Here is a 21,678-nt window from a genome sequence, read left to right on the forward strand (position 1 = left end):
CTCTCTTACTTAGCGGCTTCTTTGGCGGTTTTTATCCACGAATCGAATTCAGATTGGTGAGCTTTTATCCAACCATTGGCATGAGCTTCAATATCTTTGGCAGAGTTTTTACCTTTACTCATGATCATGTTTTGCGCACTGATATCATTAATATTCAACTTCATGATTTCAAAAAGTTTTGCTGCGGCTGGGTTTTCTAGAGCGAATTTTTTATTGGCGACAATCAGCATACTGTTCATCTCAAAGCCGAAGTTCTTTCCGTTGGGTAGGGTTGTATCGATATTTTTGCGCTCACCAGGTAGGGCAGAGAAAGGGACTTCAAGCCAAGTGACATCTTTACCAGGGACCAAAACCCCACTCACCCAATAAGGTGTCCAAGTGTAATAAAGGATAGGGTCGCCTTTTTTGTAGCGTGAAATCGTATCGGCAATGATAGCGGCATAGTTACCTTGGTTGTGAGTAACGGTCGGTCGTAAACCGTAGGCGGTTAAGTGCTCCTCAATCACCATCTCACAACCCCAGCCGGGTGTGCAGCCAGTTAAGTCTGCTTTACCATCGCCATTTGCATCAAACAGCTTGGCGATTTTAGGGTCTTTTAACTGAGCAATATTAGTAATACCGTACTTATCTGCCGTTTTTTTATCAATCAAGTAGCCTTGCGCTGCTCCTGATATATATTGACCTTTTCGATAGAACTTAGCGTCGCCGCCCGCCATCGAGTATTTGTCGGCGTGTAAAGGAAACCACCCAACGGCGAGATAGGTTGCATCGCCTTCGGCAATCGAAGTATAAGCCACGTTGTAGTCGACTTCTTTGGTCGGTTTGACATCGTACCCCAGCGCTTCCATCGCTTTGTTCACGATGAGAGTTTGAAATGTTTCTTCAGCCACTGTCGATTGTACGGGTTGTACACTAATACCTTTGCCAGGAAGTTTATCAGCCCAAGCGCTGATGGGTAATGCCGCCGATGCGATTAAACTGGTTGAGATTAACGTCTTCCATGCGTAATTCATTTCTGTTCTCCTAGATTGTTGGCACTCTGATGAGTCAGTTTTTGCTTCAGTAAATAAAAGGGTGAGATAGGGCCGGTTTGATACCAGCGTACTTTTTTATCGCGATTTTCTGTACCGATATGCTGAGTTAGGCGATCAAGTAAGATGGCGAGAATGACAATGCCAAGTCCCCCCACGGCAGCGAGTCCCATATCAAGTCGGCCAATACCACGCAAAACCATTTGCCCCAAGCCACCGACAGCAATCATGGAGGCAATTACAACCATCGACAGCGATAGCATCAGTGTTTGGTTGACACCAGCCATAATGGTCGGCATGGCTAGTGGTAACTGAATACGGTAGAGCATCTGTTTTGGGCTTGCGCCGAATGCATGGCCTGCTTCGATAAGCTCTTCGGGAACTTGTTGAATACCTAAGATGGTTAAACGAACAATCGGTGGCAGGGCGAAAATAATGGTTACCACCACGCCAGGTACGTTGCCAATTCCGAACAGCATCACGATCGGGACTAAATACACGAATGCGGGCGTGGTTTGCATCGCATCCAAAACGGGGCGGATGAATTTTGCAGCCGTTTGATTTCTGGCCAGCCAAATCCCAAGTGGCAAGCCAATCAATAGGCAAAAGAATACCGAGGTCATGACCAAGGCGAGGGTGACCATTGCTTGTGACCACGCTCCGATTAATCCAATTGTAATCAGTGAGGCTAATGAAGCTATACCCATTTTAGGTCCAGCAAGTTGCCATGTGATCAAAAATAAAATCAACAACATCACAGGCGCTGGCGTTGAAACTAACGTGGTTTCAAATGAACTTAAAATAAAATCAACAGGTACTCTGACAGCTTGAAATAATGGCCTACCGTGTTCCACTAACCAACCCAGCCCGGTTTCAACCCAGTGATCAAAGGGGATAATTGCATCTTGAAATGGGTGCAGCCAATCGAAAGGCGCGGGAGCGTCGGTTGCGCCATTTAACCAATCACCTGCTGTAGTTGGGGATGCAGTAGTCGCTGACCAAGGATCGCTGCTGACAGGCGTTTGCGCGGCAGACGCCCATGGGTCAAGCGCCTCTGTGGATTGAATGTTGGTTTCCGTTGTCATAATTATTCCCTATCCAAAGTCTGCAATAAGCGTGATTTGGTGATCACGCCGTAATAATTTCCCTGCTGATCGACAACAGGAACGGCGTAGGGGACTTCAGCAACTTGGCTGATTAATTCACTAACAGACAGCTCCGGATCAACCGTCACAATGTCAGGCAGTAGTGCCGCGCTAAGTGATGTTTGTTGCTTGAGAGCTTGTTTCAGAGAGTCGAGCGACACAATGCCAGAGTATTTATTCGTACGGTCAACTACAATTCCGTAGTCTCGGTCATGATCCATCAGTAACTGCATTGCTGCAGCCGGGCCATCATTGTCGTGTTTTTTAAAAACGGCCGCGGGTTTTTTACGGGCAATGTCTTTAGCTGAAAAAACACTGGCAACATTAACGCCACGAAAGAATGAACTGACGTAATCGTTAGCAGGATGATGCAATATTTCATCGGGCGTGCCCGTTTGTACGACGATGCCATCTTGCATGATGGCGATACGGTCACCAATTCTCATTGCTTCATCAAGGTCATGAGAAATAAAAACGATGGTTCGCTTATCATCATTTTGCAGGCGGATTAGTTCATCTTGCATTTCGGTGCGGATTAACGGGTCGAGTGCGGAAAATGCTTCGTCCATTAACAAAATGTCAGGGTCGTTGGCGAGTGCACGAGCCAAACCAACGCGTTGTTTCATCCCACCCGATAACTCATCAGGGAATGACTCACAGTAGGCGTCTAAGCCAACCCGAGCGAGCGCTTCTTTTGCACTTTTATTACGTTCATGAGCCACCACTCCTGATAGTTCTAATCCAAAGGCAGCGTTTTCAAGAACGGTCATATGTGGCATGAGTGCGAAGTTCTGAAATACCATTGAGATATTTTTACGTCTTACATCGCGCAGCTCTTGCTCTGAAATATGAGCAATATCCTTACCCTTCAGTAAAACACTTCCTTGGGTTGGCTCAATCAGGCGGTTCAACAATCGAACTAAAGTGGACTTGCCCGAACCGGACAAACCCATAATGACAAAAATCTCCCCTTCATTGATTGAAAGAGACACATCCTTGACCCCAACAGTGAGCCCGGTTTGCTCGAAAATTTGGTCCTTATCCAACCCTTTTTCTAACAGCGGGAAAGCCTGTTGTGGAGTCTCTCCAAATACCTTGTAGAGGTTCTTAACTTCTAACACGGGTGACATGATTTACATCCTTTGTTCTTCATGGCTATTTAATGTTTAGCCGTAAATATGTATAGTACACTAAACATTAGTTTGACGGATTTCAAGTTTTAACTGAATATTTATTGGTCTTTTTGTCATTAAGTTATTGATTTTTTATGTATAAAATAAAACGTAAGAAATGAAAAATAGTTTGAGCTGAAATTGTTGTGTGAAAATGGTAAGCCTGAGAGGCTTGGCTTTATTGGTGTGAAGAACTGAAAATGGCGACGAATAAATCGACAACGTGTCTGATGAAAGAGGTAGAGAGTGAGAAAAATAAATGAGCAACCGATTGTGCGGCAATTATTGCAGCTATTCTTGTTCCTGATAGTACTAACGTCTTTCCCAACACTGGCACAGGAAGAGTCTTATTCTGAATCGCCAATACTGGATCGTCCTTTGGTTGAGCGCTACATATTGGATGAGCTGAAAGCGTTAAGACAAGATCAACAAGATCTTGAACGGCGACTCACGATTCAAATTACCGACAGAGAATTGTCCGTTGCAGACAAGTCACTGAATTACTCGAATGTGACGGTGACCTATTTTTTCTATGTCATCGCTGGTGTTGCCTCATTAGTTGCATTAATTGGTTGGCAGTCACTTAAAGAAGTGAAGCACAACACGCGTGAACTGGCCGATAAACGGCTAAATCAAATTGCGCAGGAATATGAGAAAAAATTCCTCGCCTTGGAGCGAGATCTCAAGCGCAAAACACGCATCATTACCGAAAACAACCGTGAAATTGAAATTATTAATGAAATCCATAACTTATGGTTGAGAGCGCAAAGTGTCCAAACACCAGAACAGCGTATTGAAGTGTATGACGAAATTTTAAAAATCCGTCCCGGAGATTTGGAAGCGTTGACATACAAAGCAGATGCTGCGATGGAAATTCGAGAATACTACTGGGCACTGAGTCTATGTAATCGCGTGCTAGAGTTAGATGATGCTAATGCGCCAGCCTTGTACCAACGAGCATGTGCGTATGCGCGTATCGGAGCCGAAGAACAAGCGATTGAGGATTTACAAAGAGCCACGGAAATTAGCGCTTCATTGCGAGATTTAATTGCAGAAGAAGCTGATTTAGAAGGGCTACACGGCAATAAGAAGTTTGACGAGCTTATCAGTAGCAACATTTGATTTTGTATTAAATTTCATCCACTTTTTATAGCGAACTGGTGATAATCAAACGTAATCTTAACGACAAATTATTATCATTAGACACACATACGCTTTTAACCGTTAATGCGCCTGACGTTACAGGCGTCAAGTCGTGATATCAGACTTTCTGATTCACTTTTTACTCTCTGTTTTTGTGAGATTAGATGTGGAACAACCATCCAAATTAGATCGCGTTCGCGCTGACTACAATGTTCATTATTGGAGCCAAGGCTTCTTCGGTATTGACAATCAAGGCGAAGTTTATGTTTCGCCGCGCCATGATAAGGCGCACCAAACCCCCTTGAGTTCGATCGTAAAGCAGCTTGAAGCGCGTGATTTAAATTTGCCTGTGCTTGTACGTTTTCCGCAGATCCTGCATCAACGCGTACATAACATTTGTGACGCCTTTAATCAGGCGATTGAAGAATACCAATATCCAAACAACTACCTGTTGGTCTACCCAATCAAAGTGAACCAACAAAAAGAAGTGGTAGATGAGATTTTAGCCAGCCAAGCGCAGCTAGAGACTAAACAGCTTGGATTGGAAGCGGGCAGTAAGCCAGAATTATTGGCGGTATTGGCTTTAGCCCAACAAGCAAGTTCAGTGATTGTATGTAACGGCTACAAAGACAGAGAGTACATTCGTCTGGCCCTGATTGGTGAAAAGCTTGGCCATAAAGTATTCATCGTTTTGGAAAAATTGTCTGAGCTGGATCTCGTGCTGAAAGAAGCGAAAAGCCTAGGCGTGAAACCACGTTTAGGGCTCCGTATTCGTTTAGCTTCTCAAGGCGCGGGGAAATGGCAGGCGAGTGGTGGTGAAAAATCGAAGTTTGGGCTCTCTGCCTCTCAAGTGTTGACCGTTATCGAACGCCTTAAAAAAGAGCAGCAATTAGAAGCATTGCAACTGGTGCATTTCCACTTAGGTTCGCAAATGGCGAATATTCGTGATGTGCGTAATGGCGTGAACGAAGCGGCGCGTTTTTACTGCGAGCTGCGTGATATTGGTGCGGAGATTGACTTCTTCGATGTGGGTGGCGGTTTGGCGGTGGACTACGACGGTACACGCAGTCAATCATCCAACTCGATGAACTATGGTTTAGCTGAATATGCACGCAATATCGTAAGTACGGTGAGCGATGTGTGCCAGTTATATAGTCAGCCAAGGCCAGTCATTATTTCTGAATCAGGCCGCTCGATTACCGCGCACCACGCCGTACTTATCACTAATGTTATTGGTACAGAAGCGTATTACCCAGAAGAGATTCCAGAAGTCGGTGAAGAAGCTCCGGTATTGCTACAAAACATGTGGCGTAACTGGCAAAGCTTAAGTGAAGGCTCTGATGCGCGTGCACTGATTGAAATTTACAACGATACGCAAAGCGATCTGTCGGAAGCGCACAACCAGTTTTCGACTGGCGTTATTAACCTTCAGCACCGTGCTTGGGCTGAACAGCTATCGCTGCGCATTTATCACGAACTGACACTGCAAATGAGCACCAAAAACCGCTTCCATCGTCCTATTTTGGATGAACTGAATGAGCGTTTGGCGGATAAGTTTTTTGTTAACTTTTCACTGTTTCAATCATTGCCAGATGCGTGGGGAATCGACCAAGTTTTCCCTGTGTTGCCATTGTCTGGCCTTGAAAAAGTGGAAGATCGCCGCGCCGTGATGCTGGATATCACCTGTGATTCTGATGGTGCAATCGAGCAGTACGTCGAGGGGCAAGGTATTGAAACAACGCTGCCAGTGCCAGCATGGAATGCCGATGAACCGTATTTGATGGGATTCTTCCTTGTAGGGGCCTATCAAGAGATCTTAGGTGATATGCATAACCTATTTGGCGACACACACAGCGTGGTGGTGAACATGGCAGAGAATGGCGAAACTGAAATCGTATCGATCAACGAAGGAGACACGGTTGAAGATATGATGCGCTATGTTCATATTGATGTGGATGCCATCCGTAAAAACTACCGCGAATTAGTTAGCCAGCGTGTGGCGATTGAAGAACAAGAAAATGTATTGCAAGAGCTTGAGCAAGGCTTGAGCGGTTATACCTATCTAGAGGATTTCTAAATGAATGATTTGTTTACTAAAACTGATTATTCCCTGTATTCCAATGCGATGACGTTTGTACGTCGTCCTTATGTTAAAGACCCAGTAAGTGCAGATGCCGATGTCGTGGTACTGGGCGTACCTTTGGATATGGCTACATCAGGTCGCCCGGGGGCGAGAATGGGTCCAGATGCGATTCGTCGCGCTTCAGTGAACCTTGCATGGGAAGGTAAAAAGTTTCCTTGGAACTTTAACTTGTTCCAAGATACCAAAGTGATCGACGCGGGCGATTTGGTTTTTGATTGTGGTGACGCTGAAGATTTCACTTATCGCTTAGAAGCGGCGACTAGCGAAATTCTAAAAAGTGGCAAAACCATGCTTGCTTTAGGTGGTGACCACTTTATCACGCTGCCTATATTGCGCGCTTATGCCAAATATTATGGCGAAATGGCATTGATTCACTTTGATGCTCATACAGACACCTATGCCAATGGCAGCGCTTATGATCACGGCACTATGTTCTATCATGCGCCGAAGGAAGGGTTAATCTCAGCCAAGCATTCTGTGCAAGTGGGTATTCGTACCGAATACAAACAGGAAGGCCACGGTTTTAATGTCATCAATGCGATGCAAGCGAATGATATGTCAGTGGAAGAGATCGTCGCTAATATTCGTCAAACTATTGGTGATAAACCCGTATACCTAACGTTTGATATTGACTGCTTAGATCCCGCTTTTGCTCCTGGAACGGGTACGCCAGTATGTGGTGGATTGAATTCCGATAAAGTGCTGAAAATCATTCGTGCATTGGCCGGTATTAATTTGGTGGGAATGGATGTTGTTGAAGTTTCTCCTCCGTACGATCAAAGTGAGCTAACTGCTTTGGCTGGTGCGACAATTGCTCTAGAGCTGCTTTACGTTTGGGCTTCTAAGCCAAACGTGGCGTCATAAAAAATAAGTCAGCGCGCAGCATCACCACTGCGCGTTTTTCTTAACCATCATCTCAACGTATTTCCATTAAAAATCATCATCTTGTCTTTCAATGTAAAATTCATTTTGCGCACTCAATACTAAATATTAATGACATAACTTGCATAAGTGTTCGCCGTGTACCAATTTTATTAGGTTGGCTAGGTGTCTCATTGGTCTACCATTCATATTAATAATATGATCAAGTTTCACCTTAATCTTTCTAGCTGTTATACGGTGAGGGTGAATCTATGACTTTAGGTTTTAAAAGCAGAATATATGTGAGCGTAGCACTGCTCGTTGCGATTTCTTTAATCGTTTTGGGCACTATCAACATGCTGTCGTTAAAAGAGAAGATGATTACCTCTTTAACCACAGAAACTCAAAACAAGCTCAACTATCACGTTTCTGAACTCGAATCTTGGGTGAAAACACGTTATCAAGCCGTAGTTAAAGGTTCACAACATTTCCGATCTGCTCTTTCTGATCAAGAGAATGTCAACTTAGTTCGATTGTTAGCTGAGAGTGCGCAAATTTCAAATGTCATTATGGCGTATGACGATGGCCGTGCCTATATGTCGTTTGACAAAGACAACGGAGTTGTTACAGGTCAACAAAATTTCACCAGTAGGGATTGGTATCAGCAAGCAAAAACCTCTCGAACTGCTCAGGTAACTGAAATTTATGAAGATAAAATCACCGGTAAACAGGTTATTAGTGTAGTTATGCCTGTCTACCAACAAAGCCGTTTCATTGGTGTTTTGCTGGGAGATATCCAACTGGATGAAGTCATTGTCCAAGTCAGTAATATGCGCTTTGCCGGCGGTGCAGCGACACTAACCGACAAGAATGCTGTCTTTTTTGCTAGTGATGATCCTAGTGATATTGGACGAACGCCCTCGCAAGTCAGCCCTAATTTCCTCGAAATGGAGAAACTTTTTAGCCAGCAAGATGCTGGTCATTTGTCATTTCCTTATTTAGGTATTGAGTTTGATGGTTATTTCAAGCGCGTTAACCTAACCGATAACATGTACTGGACCATGATGGTGTTCGTCGACAAAGGTACAGCGTTAGCTAATGTGTATGAAGCGCAAAGTAGTGCTATTTACACTGGAGTGACTTTGCTCATTATCAGCGTCGCGGCAATCTTCGTCATTCTTAATTATATCTACAAGCCTTTGCTACGCCTGAAAAAAGCGGTGCTTGATCTTTCGAAAGGCTCCGGTGATTTGACACGCCGCTTGGAGGTGAATGGTGATGATGATTTAGCGCAGATAAGCCAAGGCTTCAATTTATTCTCAGAAAATCTACAAAAAATGATGTTGCAAATATCTGATGCCAGTCAAAACATCTCCTCTAATATTGAGCAGTTAGGTCAAACGGCAAAGGAAAATGAGCGCATGCTGCTTTCGCACTCATCTGAAACAGAGCAAGTGGTGACGGCCATTACTGAAATGAGTGAAAGTGCACGTACTGTGGCAGAGAGCGTTACGCAATCGAATCACATTACTGACTCGGCGAGCGAAGAGGCCAAACAATCGATTATTATTGTGAATAATGCGGTTGAAACGGTCAGCTCATTGGTGAGTGACGTCGAACAGATGTCTGAGCGCATTGCCAATATGAACAAAGATGCAATCAAGATCAGCGAAGTATTGACCGTGATTGGCGCTATTTCAGAGCAAACGAACTTGCTTGCGTTGAATGCGGCGATCGAAGCGGCGCGTGCGGGTGAGCAAGGCCGTGGGTTTGCGGTGGTTGCAGATGAAGTTCGTGCTTTAGCAGCGAGAACGCAAAACAGCACTACTGAAATATCAGATATGCTGGCCAAGCTACTTGAAGGGACGGATAGCGTTGTAGCCGCAATGGACAAAACTAAAAACCAATGTCAAACCACAGCAGATAAAACGTCCGAAGTTTCTGGTAGTTTAAACATCATGAGTACTTCCGTTTCCGAAATTGATGATTTGAGTACGCAGATCGCAGCTGCGACCGAACAGCAAAGTACCGTCGCAGAAGAGCTCAGTCGCAATATGCTAGCGATAAGAGACATCGTTGAATCATTGGTGGTGAGTGGCAGACAAACCGTCAGTGCTACAGAGTCACTCTCTTACTCAAACCATGAGCTTGACCGCTTGGTTTCCAACTTTAAATTAAAGTAATAAAACGCCGCTAACGCGGCGTTTTATTTGGGATTGAGCATGGAGAGAGCATCATGAAAACAGCGTACTATAGCGTGTGGATAGATGAGCACGCCAATCAACTGAACCCTGCGTTTGAGCAAATTTTCCAGACAGTGAAAGCGCATTTTTTTGCTCGCGATCCCAATCGTTGGCCTTTGTATCGTATTCACGAGATCGCTCGTTGGCTTGAAGAGCGAAAAATTGATGCGCCAACCGTGGTAAATACTGCATTGCAGCAACAATTACGGCATTCAAACACCATTCCTCAACACTCGAGCCACGCCATTCACCCTTTTAACGACTTAGCGCTTTATGCAGCCAAACGTTCAAAAAACTGGGATGACCCTCGCTCAGTGGAAAATGTGATTTCGACACCTTGTGACCCGGCCATTCACGGTGCGCTACTTGCGACTATTGCCAACTCTAACTTGGTTTATAGCGAATATGCGGGAGATGCCATTGAACTGGAAAAATTAGTCGTGCGGCAAATCGCGCATTTAGCTGGCTATGATAGTGATCAAGCGACTGGAGTATTCACACAAGGAGGTACATTTTGTAATTTGTACGGCTATCTATTAGGTATTCGAAAAGCGTTGCCAAAGTCAGCTCTGAATGGTTTGGCGGGAGAAGATTACAGGATATTCAATTCAGAAGCAGGTCACTATTCAAACATGACAAATTTGTCGTTGTTGGGGGTTGATGTTCAAGGTAAAGCGATTCGGATCAAAGTTAAAGATAACAATGAAATGGATTTGGCTGAATTAGACCAACAATTGATTTTCTGTTTTAAAAATGGCATTGCTGTTCCTAGCATAATGCTGACATTTGGCAGTACCGATACCTTCGCGATTGATGATATTGAACAGGTTTATGCGATAAGAGAAAGAAGATGCCAAGAATATGCGATTTCGATAAAACCACACATTCATGTTGATGCTGCTGTTGGGTGGAGTATGTTGTTTTTTCAAGAGTATGATTTTGAACGCAACCCTTTATCGCTTAATCGGGCAACACTGACGGGTATTGAATCCTTACTGCCGAGGATTAAAAGTTTACAATTAGCGGATTCATTTACGGTCGATTTTCAAAAATGGGGTTATGTCCCTTATACTTCCAGCTTGGTGATGCTCAAAAACAAACACGATCTCGCTGTATTAAAAACAGACCCCGGTTATTACTCCTACTTTGAACATGCTCAAAGAGAAGAGAGCCATTTGCAATCGACCATTGAATGTTCACGCAGTGCCGTGGGTGTTTTTTCTGCCTATTCAGCATTGCAACATTTAGGTATAGAAGGCTACCAAACCGTGATTGGTCATACATTGCAAAATGCTAATTATTTACGCTGCCAATTAGCCGCTCTACCACACTGCAAGGTGGCAGCAGTAGAAAACCAAGGGCCAAGTGTTACTTTTCGCCTCTATGACCCACAGAAAGTGACGTGTGCTGAATCGATGTTTGAGCAAGAAATGAACGTCGCACGTCAGGGTTCTATGGTTGATTCGATAGTAGAGAATACGCTCTACCATCGTCATCAGTTTTTATCTCATAAAGGCCAGCATCTCAACACCAATTGGGTCGATTCGATTGCGCGCACTCATTATGATGACACTGGACATTGCTTACATATTCCGGGAGAAAAAGCGGTTTTAATGAACCCCAATACCACCCGAAAACATATCGAACAGTTTTGCCAAAACATTGTTCGGCGCTAGCCATGGAAAGGGTGAGCGCGAACTGAAATGAATGACTAGTCACGTCAATGTAATGTTATTTTTCACCACGGATGCGGTGTGAAGAATGTATTACCATGTGCGCGTGATATTAACCTGAATGTTACATTTTAGATAACAAGCTGTCTCAAGGAACGATAATGAAAAAACAACTGTTGACCCTAGCAATTAGCGTTTGCTTTACCTATGTGGCGCAAGCAAATGAATGGGGATATGAAGGTGAACGTGGCCCTGAACATTGGGGACATGTTTCTAAAATTTGTGAAATGGGCAAAAATCAAAGCCCAATTGATATCAATGGCCTCGTTGAAGCTGATTTAAAATCTTTAGATATCCACTATTCAGGCGTTGTGGGTGCATTGACCAACAATGGACACACGCTGCAAGCCTCAGTTTCAGGGAAAAATACACTGGTAGTGGATGGTACAGAATTTGAACTCAAACAATTTCACTTCCATACCCCTTCTGAAAACTTAATTAAAGGACATCAATATCCTTTAGAAGCGCATTTTGTGCATGCTGATGCGGCTGGCAATCTGGCAGTTTTGGCGGTGATGTTTGAAACGGGCGCACAGAACGAACCATTAGCCCAGCTTACTGCGGAGTTGCCTAAAGTTGGGGCGAGTGTGCCGTTAGCAAAAGAGTTAGCAGTACAGTCACTGTTACCTAAGCTAGATGAGTATTACCGTTTTAATGGGTCACTCACAACGCCACCTTGCAGTGAAGGCGTGAGATGGTTTGTGGTCAAGCAGCCGAAAAGTTTGTCACAGCAACAAAGTGCAGCACTACATAGTGTGATGGGAAATAACAATCGGCCCATACAAGCTCACAATGCTCGCTTAGTGCTAGAAAAAGAATAACAACGCTCTTTGAGCGATTTGAAGTCGCAGTCGGGCTCACAGGGTTTACTATTTCCTTTCCGCTCTGCTTCTTCAAAATTTAGGTATAAGTGATTAATTTAGCTAAGCTATTTTTTGTGCTTATTCATTGACAGCATTTAATGTATAGCGGCTTGCACTGGCTAAAGATAGTGGTTTTGAAAACCAATAGCCTTGTAAATAAGTTGCCCCCATCTCTTTAAATTTTTGGTACATGTCGCCATTTTCAACCCCCTCAATAACAATGTCGACGCCATTGGTGTGACAAAACTGGATGAGAAAGGCTAAATATTGTTCTGATGCTGGGTTAGTCAGTGTTTTCCATACAATGCTTTTGTCTATTTTAATTTGATTGAGGGGCAAATCAAAGAAGCTATTGAGTGAGCTAAAACCAGCTCCAAAATCATCCAGCGACAGTTGAAACCCCATTTCATTTAAGGAGTGAAGCTGGTTAATCGCATTTTTATCGCCATCGAGTATGACAGTTTCCGTCAGTTCTAACACAATAGAAGAGGGCAATACACCGGAAGCATTAGCCATTGTTAGTATCTGTTGTGGGAAGTCACTTTTCAGAAGTTGAAGGACTGAAACATTAATATTAACCCGAATATTAACCCCATTTTGTTTATTGTAACGGCCAATAAACTCACAGGCTTTTTTGAAGACAAAATAGCCTAAATCAACAATCAGCCCCTTTTTTTCTGCAACGGGAATAAATTCGTCCGGGAAAATCTCACCAAACTCTTTTGATCGCCAGCGGACTAAGGCTTCAAAGCTGGATATCTGTCCTGATTGTGCATGAATAATGGGTTGGAATTTCACGGACAATGAACGTTGATCTAATGCTTCCTTTAAGCCTCTTTCGATGAAGAAATAACGATCAACGTTTTTTTGAATTCGGCCACTGTAAATTTCGATACGAGAATGATTTTTGGCACTAGCAAATTGGCAAGTTCGTGATGCAATATTTAACAACTCATCGGCAGATATAGTACGGTTTATCTCAGGATAGACACCAATGCTAATATCATTACCATAGAGGTGCCCATGCTCTGTGGCTGATTTCGAGTAGTGCTTCATTATTTGAGAGCAGATATGCTTGAGCTCATCGTATGAGCGTTCTCCTCTAAGTAATATGGCAAAATCGTCAGAACGAATACGGTAAAAATCAGCAAATTCATCGGGCAGTTCACGCAGTGCACTTACGACGTGATTCAGTAAATCTTTAACAATATCTGAGCCGTATTGATTGAGATAAGACTTAATATCTTCAAGTTGGATGTAGATAAGTGAATAAGGCTCTCCAATTTTGAGTGCTTTCTCATCAATATCGAGCAGTAATTTACTTCGATTATAGAGGCCTGATGAGCTGTCAAAAAATGCAGCTTGATGAATGTAATCTTCCATCAATTTTTGATCGGAGATATCTTTATGGCTACCCACCATAAAATGTTCACCGTTCACACTTTTTGTGACCGCATTCCCCTCTAACCAGATATATTGACCATTTGCTTTTTTGACTCGGTATTGAATCGTTTCCCTTGATTCAGTGGTACTGATATGCTCGTCTACGCGGCTATTGAGCAGTGCACGATCCATAGGGTGAACCAAACTCAGCCAATCAGCATAGGAAATAGTTTCGCTGTTTACACCAAATTGTACATAAAATGTTGGATTATAGAGCACCATGTTTCCATCGCTGCTCATATAAAACAGACCTTGACTAAAAAAATCGAGAATATGAACCAGACGCTGCTTTGCAACGGCACTGTCTAGGTCTGAAATTGAATACTCTTCCTGCGGAAATGACATTGTCATGTTAATCCTAATTCAAGCGAAAGCAGCAATGGATGATAATTGTGAGTCTTGATCCAAAACATTGCTCTATGACTCATCTTTAAAGAGTACTATAACGCTTGTACTAAGATGTCTCAATTATAAAACTATTGATTCATCAATTAGGCACAAGTTATCAGTTTATTTCACGGAAGTTGTTATTTCTGAAACGAAATGGTGAGACTTAAATAACGTAGGATCGCATCGTGCGGTTTATTCGTTGTGGAAATAATAAAAGCGACAAATTGTCGCTTTTATTCATGTAGAAGTCATACGATTTAACGATCCCAATACGCTTCTTCTAGGCTATCTTCACGTTCTGGTAATGCTCGTGATAAACGAGGAGAGTGCTGTGTGAGCACTTCGTAGCTGACACGGTTTGCATATTTGCAGATCTGAGATAACGAAGAGTAAGTGAGATACGGCACATCATGTTTGGCAGAGTTTGGAACATTGCGTTGATGATAACTATTCGCGGCCATATCGTGCAATAAAGCCGATAGCGCTCCGTCTCCCGCTCCGTTAGTGTTTTTGATTTCCAATGGGCCACCCAAGTAAGGGCCAATGTGTGAATACACTTTTATTGGGTTGAGGCAGTCTTGTTTTCGCATCGCACGGCTAAATTCGTACTTGTTAAATTCAGCAATATTACCCGGTAGGAGAGGTAGTTCAGTTTCGCGCTTTGCACTTTCATCGGTGTAGCTAGCCATATAAAGACCCACGGGCCCCGCGGTGCAGAGGATTAAATCTACCCATTCGAGTGCTTTGTTAGCCGCAAGCAGTGGATCTTTCTCACCAGTTAACGCTTCACCTTCTTCTTCATTCATGGCGACGACTGTGATGTTTTCTTTGATGTAGCCTTGCCACCACTTCGCATTACCTTCAATTACATACTTAGTGCCTAGGGTTAACACCACTGGAATGTGCTTGGATTTAGCGATCTCAATAGCGCGTTTGACCGCAAGTGGCATTGGATCTTCGGGCTTTCCACGCATTAAGTAAGAAGAAACAACTAAAGCGGAAGCTTTTTCAAAAACCTCTTCAGGAACACTATCAGGGCGAAGTTTATTCATATGCCCTTCATTAATGGCGAAGGTACGCTCTCCATCATCAGAAATTAGGGTGTAGCAACGCCCGATAGGACCATCGACAGTTTGAAGATGGTTTAGGTTCATGCGCGATGAGGTTCTACACAAATAACGATAGCTATATGAGCCGACTTCAATATTTTTGGACATCACGCCGAGCAAAACGGATTTGCTATCGGCCAACACAGAGTAGTTGTGCAGTGTGTTGCCAATCGTATCTCCCGGGTATTGGTGAGTAATTAAACCTCGTTCGACTAGCTCTTCATAGAGCGCATCGGCTTTGCTCTCTTCGAGCACCAGTGAGTGACCTTTACTCAATTGATGTTTCTCTAAGAACTCATTGTCTACACGAGCTTCAATATCAACAATGGTTTGCCCAACACCGACCACTGTTGGGCGGTGGAGCATAGCCGTTTGTTGAATTTGATTGACGAGAGGGTCACGAGCATGAGTCGGAAAATAGTGCTTAGATTTACGCTGTCCAGGAAACTTCATGTTGAAAAATGAGAATTGAAAATTTCCCGCATCATATCACGGATATGAAAGGTTCCTTTCATTTTTATTACATAAAAAAGTGAGCTAAATCCAGATCGCCGAGGCGTTAGCGGCTATTTAGTGAGCGTTATGTCCGTACTATAAGCCTTAGTCCCCCAAAGCGGTACGGTCGATAGGCTGTGCTTGAAGCTACCATCTGTTTCTTTGGTAGTATAAGACAAGTAGATCAGGGTTTGATTTTCTGCATCGTAGATACGTCTGACTTTCATTGACTTGAAGAAAATGCTTTTTGACTTCTTAAACACGATTTCGCCTGATTTGCTCTTATCAATTTTTGCAATCATCTCTGGCGTAATGTCACCAGTCTGACGACACGAGATTGAGCTATCACTTGGATCAGAAAGACTTAAATTAGCCTCAATTGAAGCAATATGGCACGTAACACCAGTCACAATATCATCACTTAGATTTTCGATTTTTACGTCTTTAAGCGTGAAAAATCCGAGCGATACATCGCCAACTTCATTGCTATCGCAGCCAACTAAACCAAAGCTAAGTATGAATGCGGTGGTGATGAGTTTCTTGTTCATGTCTATAATCCATTTATCCATCTTTCTGCACATGATAGCAGCATCAAAGGAGAATGATATAGGCTGTTATGTTGATGTTTTGGCCAGCATATCTGCAGTTTAGATGAGGATAATGTGAGTAATGGCTTGTCGCATATCGATCTGGTCAGTATCCTGCTTGCAACAATTAGAAGAAGAAGTAAATAACAATGATTAACCAACCTGACGTTGCCGCCATTAAAAACCAATGGCTATTTGACCAAGTGAATGTCGAATTTCCAACAGAAGAGAGCTTACAAGGTCGAGATCTCTACCAAAAAGCGGTTGTTCAACGCAGTTCTCGCCCTTTTATTGAGCTCACTGAGGAGCCTAACCTATCGTTGCTCGAAGAGGTTTATTTGGTTGATTTTCATCGGATGACAATATGGTTTGCTCTGTTGCAAGCAAGCTTATGGAGCGATAAAAACGATCAATCAAAAGTTATCGAATTCTTTACCCAAATCATTTATTCAGCACCTTGCGAGCTTTACTTAGGTTTTCAAAATGGGGAGCCTGTGGCTGCTGGTATCGTCACCTCCACTTCACATGAGATACTCATCTCTGACATCGTGACTCTGGATAAAAATGCATTTGGAGGTGAAGATGTATTCACGCGGTTGTTGCTCGCAAAATGGCGTGCTAATCATGAGTGCAATGGTAATGTTTTTATAGAACAGTAGATTGTCCTGTTAAAGTGCTTCATTCAGAGTCTAGAATCATATTTATTCTGAATTTGCACTTCGACACGACAGGTGGTGATAACGTCAGCTGCAACATCGTACTGAGCGTAAAAGAGTGATGTGGCTATAAGTTATGCATATCAACTCTTATCTTCGTTTCATTCTGTTAACTCAATCATTTTATACATTCACCCAACGGTTAAAATTAAGCATTGGATGAAGGAAGTGTTTATGACTGAGAAAAAAATAAAATGTATTATTTTCGACTGTGAAGGTACTTTAGTTGATAGTGAGCGTTTGTGCTGCGAAGCGCTAGTCAATGTATTGAACCAACTAGGAGCCCACCTTACTTTTGCACAAGTGATTAACCATTTTGAAGGTGGGAAGATTGCGGACATACTGTTTCAGGCGCTTGAACATACGAACATTAACGCCGATCTTGATCTTTTAGAGAACCTTTATCGGGATAAAGTTAATGAGCTCTTCCAGCAATATCTTTCACCCATGGATGGTGCGATAGAACTACTTGAGTATTTACGCCAGCAGGGTATTGAATACTGTGTTACCTCTAATGCACCTAAAGAAAAAATATCATCAATTTTACAACGGAGCGGTTTGCTCCCTTTGTTTGAAGGACGCATTTTTTCAGCCTTTGATGCGAATAGCTGGAAGCCTGAACCTGATTTGATTCGTTATTGTGCGATGAATATGGGATTTCTTTTGCAAGAATGCATTTATGTGGATGATTCAGCAAAAGGGGTTGAAGCGGGTATCAATGCAGAGGTACCAACCGTTCAGCTAGCACCTCTTAACCCACAGGGTTTTTCTCAAGCGCCTAATGTCGTTGTTATCGACACATTACTCGAGCTTAAACCATGGCTCAATGCACATTGTTGGCCAAGCAATGAATGTGTTTATGACTGATTAGCGCTGTGTGTACACCAATCATTTGCTGGACGCTTTGTAAGTGGTCGGTTTTAAAACCACATTGTGCGCAGATAAACTTTTCATTGTTTGTGGAAATAAAGTATTCATCATGTTGACAAAGTGGACAGCAGTCTATTTTTTCAAGTGTTTTATTTATATTTTTCATAATCAATTCTCAGCAGCAAAAAGGGAGAGTCATGTTCTCCGTACTCACAGAATAAACACTAATCAAAACTTGCTCTCGGTAATATTTACCTTAGTTCCAAAAATTAGAGGCATTTCATACTTCACTGTAAGGAATGTTTGATTTTGGCCTAAACCATAATAGGCAAAGTGCCGTCATTGCCCCAAGGGTATCGCATAACATGTCTTTTTGTGCGTCCCAAATGTCGCCTTGTGAACCCAGAAAAGCGATTCCCTCATCACCACCCGCGATTGAGGCATACCACCATTCAAGAATTTCGTAACCTGCTGCGATACTCATGATAGAGAAAAGCCCGAACAATGAGGCAATTAGCGGTTTACAGAGCTGCTTTCTAATTAAATATTCAGCGATAGGGTAGGCATAAAAGCCAATTGAGAAATGAGCGACGCGATCAAAATTATTACGAGATGATCCGATCAGTTCGTTGAACCAAGCAAACGGAACATCTGCAAATGTATATTTAGCCCCAATGGTATGCAAACTAAGCCACACAAACATCAGAATATAAGCCGTTGAGCTAAAGCGTAGTTTTGTTGAAGCCCAATAGACGAGTGCTAAGATCCCTAGCGCAGGGATGATTTCTGCTAACCAGACAGCACGAGAAACCGGCGCGATCGCTGAAAATAGAAAGAGTACACCGTAGATCGCCGTCAAAAATAAAAGCGTGCGTGAGAAGTTGAGAGACATGGTTTTTCCTATCACAAAATACCGATGGATAGTGCCACTATTTTGCACGATGTTCAATTTTGTTGAATTCTGTATCTTATAGACGTAGAAATTTGTGTTTGAGATGTGCGTATCTACCTTCGTTTTGTGATTGATTTTCGCATTGTCTTGGCAAAGAGATCTGCAAGGTGGAGAAGATCATGCAACAACTCGATCTTTCTCTTTTTATGTATTGATAGATAGTGCGTGTGATAAACGGACTCTAGTTCAAAAAGCCAAGATAATATGCGGTAAGAAACTCGACAAAAAAGCGATATTGGATTTGAATGAAGAGAGAACCTTAATGTGAACGTCGAGACTATGTCCCAAAGTAGGCCCGAAAGTATGTCTGAAAGTTTAGAACTTACCGCTCAGTTTCAATCTTACATGGAAAATCCGCTGCTTTGGCCAATGTTGGAGGTGTTGCGTAAACAGCCTTCCGGTTGGAAAGTCCATACGTTAGCGGCACATTTAAGTGAACAGGGATTCATGCCTGTACTTGATAGCGCACCTGAAAAAGACCTCTTTAAGCGTAATTTTTTGATCATGAACGCGCTCTATCAGCTTCAAGAGACGCTTTACCCTGAAAAGTGGTTACAAGTATCAGCAATGGACATTGTACTAATGCCTGCGCATCGTGCCGTTAATTGTGAAATCGACCCAGATGAACCATTGCGTGATTATTACACTCAGTGGAAAAATTATGAGGCTGATGAAGGAGAAGTGCGCCGCTTGTTGAACGAATTTTGGACTCGTTACCGTGAAGCAATGGGTGGAACGAGTAACCTTAATATGAATCGTCTTCAAGCATTGAGGCTGTTTAAATTACCAGTGGAAGCGACGCAAATTGAAATCCGGAAAACATGGCGCAAGTTGGCACTAAAGTGGCATCCAGATAGAGACAATGGCAATGCTGAAACGTTTCGAGTGTTGTGTGAAGCATGGAATATTTTGCGGCAAAATAGTTAAAGCCCAAACCTTAAACTCTAGACAAGATATTTGTCGAATAAGGTCAACTGGCACTGTAAGGCATACCTAAGCTAACTACCTGTAATGTACTGAAGCAATAAGGTACTGAAGTAAAAAAGAAGCGATCTCTCGCTTCTTTTGGCTTTTGTTGTAGGGGAGTTAATCTTTACTGGTGGTTTTTAAATTGCGACTTGCGCATACGGTTCAACGCCGCCATCACATCGATGACACGTGGTTTCGCCAAGTCACCGTGGTTTGGCATATTTTGGTGCCATGTTCCTGCTAATAAAGCCATCATCTCTTTGCTTGGTTGCGCTGACCACCCCGGAGTCTGCGCAAACTGGAACCAAGTCCAGCCAATCGCATTGACTTCAGAAGGTGACTCCAATTGTTCTAACGCATTTAAATCGGTAAATTCTTTGCCAAAGCGAAGCGAATCAAGGCCTTTGGCAGAGACTCGGAATTTACCATCAACCAGTAATTTTTGCAGCGCAGTGCGATTCACAGCGCGTTCTGGGAAAATAGCCAGTGGCGTTTCACATTCGTTGTGACGAGCAGTTGGGTGCTGTTTGATGACTTCTTTAGCTTTGTTAGTCACATCAACAGCGTGGTAGTCATGCATCTGGATGACAGTATCGGCGACATCTAAGTAATCACCGGATCCCCCCATGACGATCAGTGTTGAGATATCCAAATCATCGCGAAGTTGCCCGATACGATCAACCAATGGTGTAATGGGCTCATCACCTTTACTAACCAGCGCTTGCATACGCTCATCACGGATCATGAAGTTGGTGGCGGAAGTATCTTCATCAATTAGTAATGTACTAGCGCCAGATTCAATGGATTCTTGTAACCACGCTGCTTGCGATGTTGAACCGGACGCATCTTGAGTGCTGAAATCGGAGGTTTCTTTACCCATAGGTAGGTGATTGATGTAGTTGGACAAATTTAAATTATGTACGCAACGGCCATCTTCAGCGCGAATTTTCATGGCTTGATGATCCGTAACAATTCGCTCACGGCCATCACCGGGAATATGGTTGTAAATTGAACGCTCAATCGCCGTTAACAAAGTCGATTTACCGTGAAAACCACCGCCGACGATAAGGGTTATACCTTTGGGGATGCCGAGTCCTTTAATTTTGCCTTGGTTTGGTGTCTCAAGCTCGACTTCTAGCGATGTGGGGGCTTGGAAAGTAACGGCGTCTTTCATCGGCAGATCACAGTTACCTGCCAAGCGAGGTAATACGCTGCCATTGGCCACAAAAGCAACCAGATTGTGCTGTGCCAGTTGTGCACGCATTGCTTCTTGATCTTCGATCACAGCGCAATGCTCAAGTAGGGCATCTTTATCCAGTTCACGTTCAATGGTGGCCCTGCGAATGAATTTTGGCAGGTAGAAGGTGATGATGTTGAGCGCTTTCTTGGCCAGAATGTCACGACCTTCAGCGGGTAAATTGATGCGAAAACGAAGCTCAATACCATGCTCCGTAAAGAGAACAGCTGTACTATCAAGCACCGTTTGGCCCGTCAATGCGATGGAAATATGGTTCTCTTGCTTAGCAAACTCCGCAAAACTACGAGCGATAAAATCTCTTGCAGCCATTTGATAAGCAGGTGATTTCTCTTTTAACCATTCCAGACCGGTCAGAGACCATGCTCGAGTAGCGCGAAAGCGAGATGCAGAAGCGTAAGGGTCCGCTTGGATATGATCGATATGCAAGGTGAAATCACCAAATTCGTATTGACCTTTGATCTGCTGATAGGCGCGGTAGTTCTGTTTTTCTAGCTTTTTGAGAATTGATGTTAATAAATCCATCTCGATATCGCTCGTTTGGAAAGGAAAGGCGGC

18 protein-coding genes are annotated in these 21,678 nt (G+C 43.2%); 9 read left to right on the plus strand and 9 right to left on the minus strand.

Features of this window, described 5'->3' with window-relative positions; translation table 11 throughout:
* Positions 1 to 5: 5 nt before the first annotated feature.
* The 3 genes from proX to proV are packed head-to-tail and all read right to left on the minus strand — an operon-like array spanning position 6 to position 3,306.
* A complete protein-coding gene (gene proX / locus AACV32_RS12560) occupies positions 6 to 1,013 on the minus strand; it encodes a glycine betaine/L-proline ABC transporter substrate-binding protein ProX (RefSeq protein WP_017043349.1) in 1,008 nt (335 codons plus the stop codon).
* Positions 1,010 to 2,116 (minus strand): glycine betaine/L-proline ABC transporter permease ProW, encoded by a 1,107-nt coding sequence (proW, locus tag AACV32_RS12565; protein ID WP_170895201.1) that lies wholly within the window; start codon positions 2,114 to 2,116, stop codon positions 1,010 to 1,012. Before proW ends, proX begins: the two co-directional genes overlap by 4 nt.
* Before the next feature lie 2 nt (positions 2,117 to 2,118).
* A complete protein-coding gene (gene proV / locus AACV32_RS12570) occupies positions 2,119 to 3,306 on the minus strand; it encodes a glycine betaine/L-proline ABC transporter ATP-binding protein ProV (protein WP_013867972.1) in 1,188 nt (395 codons plus the stop codon).
* A gap of 327 nt (positions 3,307 to 3,633) precedes the next feature.
* Between proV and AACV32_RS12575 the strand changes: the two genes are divergently transcribed.
* From AACV32_RS12575 to AACV32_RS12600, 6 genes are all read left to right on the plus strand, one after another.
* Positions 3,634 to 4,470, plus strand: a complete 837-nt coding sequence (locus AACV32_RS12575) for a tetratricopeptide repeat protein (RefSeq protein ID WP_202599017.1) — start codon at positions 3,634 to 3,636, stop codon at positions 4,468 to 4,470.
* A 187-nt stretch (positions 4,471 to 4,657) separates the two neighbouring features.
* Positions 4,658 to 6,568: an arginine decarboxylase gene (gene speA / locus AACV32_RS12580; RefSeq protein WP_026028213.1), complete on the plus strand. Its 1,911-nt coding sequence runs from the start codon at positions 4,658 to 4,660 to the stop codon at positions 6,566 to 6,568.
* Positions 6,569 to 7,498, plus strand: coding sequence for an agmatinase (speB, locus tag AACV32_RS12585; protein WP_013867969.1), 930 nt, complete (start codon positions 6,569 to 6,571; stop codon positions 7,496 to 7,498).
* 269 nt (positions 7,499 to 7,767) lie between these two features.
* Positions 7,768 to 9,678 (plus strand): methyl-accepting chemotaxis protein, encoded by a 1,911-nt coding sequence (locus tag AACV32_RS12590; RefSeq protein WP_170895202.1) that lies wholly within the window; start codon positions 7,768 to 7,770, stop codon positions 9,676 to 9,678.
* 53 nt (positions 9,679 to 9,731) lie between these two features.
* Positions 9,732 to 11,414, plus strand: coding sequence for a pyridoxal phosphate-dependent decarboxylase family protein (locus AACV32_RS12595; RefSeq protein ID WP_170895203.1), 1,683 nt, complete (start codon positions 9,732 to 9,734; stop codon positions 11,412 to 11,414).
* A 158-nt stretch (positions 11,415 to 11,572) separates the two neighbouring features.
* Entirely contained in the window at positions 11,573 to 12,292 is a 720-nt protein-coding gene (locus AACV32_RS12600; protein WP_170895204.1) for a carbonic anhydrase, read from the plus strand.
* A gap of 120 nt (positions 12,293 to 12,412) precedes the next feature.
* Here AACV32_RS12600 and AACV32_RS12605 read toward each other — a convergent pair whose 3' ends face one another.
* The 3 genes from AACV32_RS12605 to AACV32_RS12615 all read right to left on the minus strand — a co-directional run bounded on the left by AACV32_RS12605 (position 12,413) and on the right by AACV32_RS12615 (position 16,319).
* Positions 12,413 to 14,128 carry a putative bifunctional diguanylate cyclase/phosphodiesterase gene (locus AACV32_RS12605; protein WP_170895205.1) on the minus strand — a complete coding sequence of 572 codons (1,716 nt, stop codon included), beginning with the start codon at positions 14,126 to 14,128 and terminating at the stop codon, positions 12,413 to 12,415.
* Between the two features lie 296 nt (positions 14,129 to 14,424).
* On the minus strand, positions 14,425 to 15,729 hold the full coding sequence (locus AACV32_RS12610; RefSeq protein WP_170895206.1) for an inosine/guanosine kinase: 1,305 nt from the start codon (positions 15,727 to 15,729) through the stop codon (positions 14,425 to 14,427).
* Between the two features lie 113 nt (positions 15,730 to 15,842).
* Positions 15,843 to 16,319: a CreA family protein gene (locus tag AACV32_RS12615; RefSeq protein WP_026028212.1), complete on the minus strand. Its 477-nt coding sequence runs from the start codon at positions 16,317 to 16,319 to the stop codon at positions 15,843 to 15,845.
* Between the two features lie 188 nt (positions 16,320 to 16,507).
* Here AACV32_RS12615 and AACV32_RS12620 point away from each other — a divergent pair, with 188 nt between their 5' ends.
* On the plus strand, positions 16,508 to 17,017 hold the full coding sequence (locus tag AACV32_RS12620; protein ID WP_013867962.1) for a hypothetical protein: 510 nt from the start codon (positions 16,508 to 16,510) through the stop codon (positions 17,015 to 17,017).
* A 231-nt stretch (positions 17,018 to 17,248) separates the two neighbouring features.
* Positions 17,249 to 17,941, plus strand: a complete 693-nt coding sequence (locus tag AACV32_RS12625) for an HAD family hydrolase (protein ID WP_026028382.1) — start codon at positions 17,249 to 17,251, stop codon at positions 17,939 to 17,941.
* Here AACV32_RS12625 and AACV32_RS12630 read toward each other — a convergent pair.
* Positions 17,898 to 18,110 (minus strand): hypothetical protein, encoded by a 213-nt coding sequence (locus AACV32_RS12630; protein ID WP_010318303.1) that lies wholly within the window; start codon positions 18,108 to 18,110, stop codon positions 17,898 to 17,900. The two genes, AACV32_RS12625 and AACV32_RS12630, sit on opposite strands and share 44 nt — an antisense overlap.
* Positions 18,111 to 18,224: 114 nt before the next feature.
* Positions 18,225 to 18,893: a DUF2238 domain-containing protein gene (locus tag AACV32_RS12635; protein ID WP_170895207.1), complete on the minus strand. Its 669-nt coding sequence runs from the start codon at positions 18,891 to 18,893 to the stop codon at positions 18,225 to 18,227.
* A 306-nt stretch (positions 18,894 to 19,199) separates the two neighbouring features.
* Between AACV32_RS12635 and AACV32_RS12640 the strand changes: the two genes are divergently transcribed.
* Positions 19,200 to 19,823, plus strand: a complete 624-nt coding sequence (locus AACV32_RS12640; protein WP_170895208.1) for a DNA-J related domain-containing protein — start codon at positions 19,200 to 19,202, stop codon at positions 19,821 to 19,823.
* 166 nt (positions 19,824 to 19,989) lie between these two features.
* Here AACV32_RS12640 and AACV32_RS12645 read toward each other — a convergent pair whose 3' ends face one another.
* Positions 19,990 to 21,645, minus strand: a complete 1,656-nt coding sequence (locus AACV32_RS12645; protein WP_026028383.1) for an ABC-ATPase domain-containing protein — start codon at positions 21,643 to 21,645, stop codon at positions 19,990 to 19,992.
* Positions 21,646 to 21,678 lie beyond the last annotated feature (33 nt).

This window comes from Vibrio sp. B7 (assembly GCF_963888765.1).
In the GTDB taxonomy this organism is placed as follows: domain Bacteria; phylum Pseudomonadota; class Gammaproteobacteria; order Enterobacterales; family Vibrionaceae; genus Vibrio; species Vibrio anguillarum.